Source organism: Acidisoma sp. L85, assembly GCF_009765865.1.
Classification (GTDB): domain Bacteria; phylum Pseudomonadota; class Alphaproteobacteria; order Acetobacterales; family Acetobacteraceae; genus Acidisoma.
Map to the genome: position 1 here is coordinate 1 of NZ_LMUQ01000070.1, position 5,935 is coordinate 5,935.

Genomic DNA, 5,935 nt, shown 5'->3' on the forward strand with positions numbered 1-5,935 from the left:
TCACCGTTTGCCCACGACGCCACCGGCGCCGTGCCCAGTCTGAGTCCATCCGGCGACTGTGGCAACTGGTTCTTCACGCGCGGATAGGCACGGTAATAATTGATTACCGTGCCTAATTGTCGATTAATTGCTGTTTTTAAGCTGTCCCAAGGCCGCCGAGATGCGACCCGTTCCCTCCAAGCTCACGCATGTAGATTGCCCCGGCCCCCCACACAAATTGCCAGCGATGTCTAGGCTGAGGCCATCACGGCCAAGAACGCCTCCTGGTGGCCGGCAGTGATGAAAAAACGCTGCAGATCGGGGTGCTGGAGCGCGTAGGCCCTGGTCAATCCTTAAGAGTCGGACTCAGAAAGGAGGCCTTGATATCATAGCCTTGCCAGATTGCGGGTAAGGCGCCGGACATGGGCGATAAGGGTCCACGCTGTCGAACTTGCCATCGAAGTCTTTTGCGAGCCTGCGGCATCTGCCGAGCCATGCGAACGTCCGTTCGACGACCCAGCGCCTCGGTAGGACTTCGAAGCCCTGAGCTGTATCAGATCGTTTGATAATCTGCACCGTCCAACGGCCGAAGGCGAGCAGCGCGTGACGCAGCTTGTTGCCGGCGTAGCCGCCGTCAGCAAAGATGTGCCGCAACCAGGGATAAAGTCGGCGAATAGAAGCCAGCGCAGCCACGGCGCCATCCCGATCCTGGATGCTGGCCATATGCACGACCAATCCGACGAGGTGGCCGGCTGTATCGGTGACGATGTGCCGCTTGCGGCCCATGATCTTCTTGCCGGCGTCAAAGCCACGAGGACCGCCACTCTCCGTGGTTTTGACCGATTGACTATCGATGACGCCAGCGGTCGGACTGGCTTGTCGCCCGGCTTTCTCGCGCGACGCCATCACCAGGGCATGGTTGATCAATTCCCAACGTCCATCCAGAACCCAGGCATAGAAGTAGCTTGCACGGTCGAGTATGGCGGAAAGTCCTTTGGCAATTGGCGCCACTGGCATCCCGTTGAAGCGATATAGAACATCGCTTCAACGACCGCCCGCAATTTGGTAGAGCGACGCCGCCCGAAGCGGCGCCGTTCGAGCATGAAGGGCACGATCATCGCCCATTCCGCATCCGTCAGGTCACTTGCATAGCGTAGCCCGGTGCGCTGATACTGCGGCCGAGTGATTTCAGTCCAGGCCATTGTAATTTCCGTCGTGACTCGCAATCCGATAGAACCACAACCCGCTGAAATCACTCAACCCTTTCTCAGTCAGACACTAAGAGGCGGTTTGAAGCGCCGCAGCTGTCCGGATTCCAGCTATCCAGCATATGTAGTCGCGAGAGCGTAGTTGAACTTGGCTAACTGGGCCAGATGGGCCATATTGGCGATCAGGAGCACTCTATGACCGTGAAACTTTCCCCCCGCCCCGGCCCCTCTTCGCGCGACCAGAAACGCAAATCGGTTGAAATGACGGCATTCCTGACTTTGCGTCCTTTTTCGGAGGATGAGTTGGAGCGGGCATCAAGAGCGCTTGCTTCTGAAGGGCTCTACGACCTGTGGCCAACCCGTGTCGTTCTAGCGCCGGATGATGCCGAAGCCGTTGCCGCAGGTCGGGAGCGCATTGTTCCGGCGTCACTTGCGCCATCCCATGGGACTCTCAATCCAGCACGGTCAGGCAGCCTTGATGTTCCCCTCGAGAGGGCTTTAGCTGCCGCCAGAACGCGTGGACGGATTGAGAAAGAGCGAATGCTCACAGATCCGAGCATGCTCAATACCGCTGCTATCGCGAATTTGCTTGGCATGTCTGAGGAAGGCGTACGGCAAAAGCGAAAAAGACATGAGGTTCTCGGCCTAGAGCTTGCTAAACGCGGCATTCGCTACCCTGCGTGGCAAGTTCTCGAGGGACGGCAGCTACTCCCTGCCCTCCCCCAGCTGTTCAACATACTCGGTGATGATCCGTGGCGCCTATTCCGGTTCCTGCAGCAGCATCACGGCGAACTCGGCGGTGATCGCGCACTCGACGCTCTGCGAAGTGGCCATGTCGAAGGCGTAATTGCGGCTGCCGAGAATACCGCGGTCGGCGCATATTCTTGATTGGTGTCCCGCTCTCATCATCCGCTGAAGCGCGGGCCTCTGCAGTAACCCACGCGGCTCCCGGCAGCGTCTGGCATCACATTTTTCTAAACAAATTCCCAGACGCAAAAGGGTTCGGCTTTGCGTCTAGCCGCTTCTCTGATCCCCGGAAAAGGACGGCTTTGCCCTTCGGCGTATATTATGTCGGCCAGACGTTCGAGGTCGCCTTCCTTGAAACCATTGTCCGCGACCTGAAGAATGGAGTTCCGGGACCGCTTTTCTTGAGCGCTAGGGATCTGGGTGATTATGTCCACGTCCACATTACCGTCAGTGAGCGCCTCGACTTGTTAGACTTGCGCGCAGGAAACCCGATCGTGCTCGGAGTATCGACTGACGCTGTACGTGCGAGATCTCATGAGCTGGGACAGCAAACAAGTTTGGCAGCCTTTGAGCGCAAAGAGCGTTTAGATGGCATCTGCTACCCATCTCGACTAAATGGTGACGAAAACCTCGCTCTCTACGATCGAGCGCTTTCGAAGGTTACGGCGGGAGGACGCCGAAAACTTGGTTCATGTGATGAGCTCACGCCGATCCTTGAGGCGTACAGGGTAGCGTGGTTTAATCCCGCCCACCCTTGTCGCCGACATAAGTCGCGTGAGCAGCTATTGCGAGCGCCGCTACCTTCGGAGGGCATTACTCTACCAGCCGGACTCCGTTTGCAGCAAACGGTGTCGGCGTCGGCTCTTGCCATGAAGTAATCAGGCGTGCGACCCCCTCACATCGCGCGATTCACGGCTGGGGCGAAAGTGGATCGCATCTTCCAGTCAGAGCTCATGGACCTTCTCGATGCCAGATGAGACCCTCGCGCGCGCGATCGGCCCAAGCCGTCTTCTGCAAACGGTGATCGCCCATCTGAGCAAGTTACACCCTAAGCGACGTCAGGCATCGGGAGACAATAAAGCATTGCCGACGGAAACGGGCACACTTTCACGCGGATGGCCGGGAGGGGAGGGTGCAGACGCTGTGAGCAATTTTCCCAGGACGCGGAGGGCAGCGACACCAACCGTTTGCTGCAAACTTGAACGGCATGTCCAGTAAGTGACTAAGCGATCCTCCGCTGATCGGCAGCCTTTGCGCCGGCGTCTTCTTCCGCGGCTGGAGGGCCAGGTGTGGGCTAGCTTGGTCGATTTCTAGTCGCGCGTACAAAATCGATCACTTCTAGACTAAGAGGGCAGGGGCCAGCTGGGCCACGGACGGACATGCTCGACGCACCCTGACTCAGCGATCGTAGAGCTCGCTTCAGGTGCAAGGCTAAGAGATCCTAATAAGTGTTTGACCATCGGTATTTCGGATGTTAAGCGTTGAACATCGATGTTGGTGCGGATTAGCGCGCATTAGCGCCTATGGCCCATTTCAAGGGAGGCTCCGCATGGTGCAGGAGAAATGAAACTATCCCGGCTGAAGGAACGCCTTAGCCACGGGGCCGATGTCTGCCAGATCACTCAACAGAAAATCGTTGCCCTCGAAAATGCTCCTCAAGATAGGAAGCGTCTCAAGCAGTTTCCGACGGTAGAAGCGGCGGTGCTGCTCGGTGTCTCCGAAAGCTACTTGAGACAAATTACTAAAGACGGGGGGGAATTCACATGCGGAACGGTTGTAGGTAACAATTATCGCCGAACATTTACGCTCCAGGAACTTCATTGGATTCTCGACGGCCTCCATGAAAAAACACGCGATGAGCGATACCGGCGCCGGCGCAATCCAACAGAGAAGCTTCAAGTCGTGGCGGTCGCCAACTTCAAGGGGGGAGCTGCCAAGACCACGACGGCGGTCCATCTCGCGCAGTACATGGCGTTGCGAGGCTACCGGGTTCTGGCTGTCGATCTCGATAGTCAGGCGTCTCTAACGAGCTTGTTTGGTCTACAACCGGATACCGACGTCGAACCAGAAGAGACGCTCTATCCTGTCTTCCGTGGCGAAACCCAAAGTCTCGAACGCTGCATACGGCAAACATACTGGCCACGTCTTGATCTCGTTCCGTCCAATCTTAGCCTGTCCCAGGCTGAATTCGAAATGCCGGTCAGGGCGCAACGAGAAAAGAACTTCGCATTTTGGCTTGTCCTACGGGACGCGATCCAAAAGTCAGCAACGAATTACGATCTGGTTATTCTGGATTGCCCACCGTCACTCGGCTTTATGTCTATAAATGCTATCTTCGCTGCGACCGGTGTAATTGTGCCGGTTCCACCCTCAATGATCGACTTTGCTAGTACAGGCCAATTTTTCCGAATGTGCTCCCAAGTCCTCGAGCAAGTGGAAGAGGTAGATGCGAACGGCAAGGAGATCGACTTCTTCAAGATTCTCATTGCCAAACACAACGTCACTGACCAGAATCAAAAGCAGATCATCCACCTAATGGGCGCCAACTTTGGCGACATGCTGTTGCAGAACCCGATGGCCGTGACAACGGCTTTGGACGGCGCCGGACTGAGGAAGCGCACCTACTATGAGATCGACGATCAGGTGGGAACTCGGCAAAGTTACATGCGCGGTCTGGCATTCCTTAATTCGGTGAATGCCGAAATAGAGGGTGTTATGCTGAAAGCATGGGGTCGACAGGAAGCCGTGCGGGCCCTACCGACCTCTAACGCTGCGTGAGGGGGTTGGAATGAAGCGTGCATTTGACCTCAGTGCCATCACTGCTGACTTGCCGGCCTTCCCAAAGGAAGGTGAGGCCCCCCGAGAAACGGCGCGGTCAAATTCGCCGGCCGTACCGATCGCCAGAGCGATCGAGACGCAGCACCGTAATGCAATTGCGGAGCTGAAGGCGCTAGAGGCCGCTATCGAACGCCGGAAGGACGAGGGCCTTGTAATCGAGGAAATTGACGCGACGCTCGCGGAGCCCTCCCCATACTGGGATCGCAACCTCCGCTTCCTTGAGGATAAGAGTTTCACGGAGTTCGTCGAAGAGATTCGTCGCAATGGCCAACAATCGCCGGCGTTGCTGCGTCCACATCCAACTGAAGGGGGACGGTTCGAAGTCTGCTTCGGGCATCGGCGCCTTTTTGCCTGTAGAAGCCTAGGAACACCTCTTCGGGCTGTAGTACAGGTTCTCTCCGAGGCCCAGATGGCCAGCGCGGCCTACAGCGAGAACGCACATCGAGAAAGCGTCTCGACGCTCGAACAGTCCCGTGCCTTAGCAAAATATGTTGAACGTGGCGTCTTTTCTAGCAAGCAGGCACTCGCAGATGCACTTAACGTCTCGCGATCTCACGTCAGCAATCTCACGTCTTTCGCCGAGATTCCCGATCGGGTACTCGAAGCCCTTGGTGATTGGCGCAAGTGCACGTTCCGTGACGCGAGCAACCTCTTGAGGATGATTCGAGATCCGGACAGAAACGGGCAGCTGAATGAAGTAGCAGAACGCCTGATCGCGGGGGATTCACAACTCGGATTCCACGTTCGCTTGGCGGTGCTTCTTGGGCAAAAAGCAGCGACACCATCGACTGAAGATTGCCGAGACGAAAGCGGACGACTGGTCGCGGAGCGCAAGCGTCGCAAACATTCGACAGCGATATCCTTCTCTGTTCGCCATGGCGAGGGTTTCGCGGATTTCGTCTGGGGGAAAATGCCCTCGTTGGTGGAGGAGTTTAATCGCAGTATCGCCCCAAAGCCGAAAGCAAGGAATTCTTAGGGAATTATTCGCGGAGATCGTCGCGGCTCGTGGCCTTGCAAGCTAAGCTATCTGTGGCGCGAGTTCCATCGTCAGGTCGATCCAGTGTGCAGATTGATCGGGATAGGGGGATGTCTCGCGACGCCACCCCTCCCACACCACCGGGCATACGGGTCACGTACCACGGCGGTTCGACCGGGTTAAGCCG

4 protein-coding genes and 1 pseudogene are annotated in these 5,935 nt (G+C 56.9%); 4 read left to right on the plus strand and 1 reads right to left on the minus strand.

Annotated elements, in window-relative coordinates; genetic code table 11:
- Positions 1-365: 365 nt before the first annotated feature.
- Positions 366-1,181: pseudogene (locus GSQ83_RS23425) on the minus strand (IS5 family transposase).
- A gap of 201 nt (positions 1,182-1,382) precedes the next feature.
- Here GSQ83_RS23425 and GSQ83_RS23430 point away from each other — a divergent pair.
- From GSQ83_RS23430 to GSQ83_RS23445, 4 genes are all read left to right on the plus strand, one after another.
- A complete protein-coding gene (locus GSQ83_RS23430) occupies positions 1,383-2,075 on the plus strand; it encodes a hypothetical protein (RefSeq protein ID WP_254065866.1) in 693 nt (230 codons plus the stop codon).
- 161 nt (positions 2,076-2,236) lie between these two features.
- Positions 2,237-2,812 (plus strand): RES domain-containing protein, encoded by a 576-nt coding sequence (locus GSQ83_RS23435; protein WP_254065867.1) that lies wholly within the window; start codon positions 2,237-2,239, stop codon positions 2,810-2,812.
- A gap of 685 nt (positions 2,813-3,497) precedes the next feature.
- Positions 3,498-4,712 carry a plasmid partitioning protein RepA gene (repA, locus tag GSQ83_RS23440; protein ID WP_158805299.1) on the plus strand — a complete coding sequence of 405 codons (1,215 nt, stop codon included), beginning with the start codon at positions 3,498-3,500 and terminating at the stop codon, positions 4,710-4,712.
- 10 nt (positions 4,713-4,722) lie between these two features.
- Positions 4,723-5,748, plus strand: coding sequence for a ParB/RepB/Spo0J family partition protein (locus GSQ83_RS23445; protein WP_158805300.1), 1,026 nt, complete (start codon positions 4,723-4,725; stop codon positions 5,746-5,748).
- Positions 5,749-5,935 lie beyond the last annotated feature (187 nt).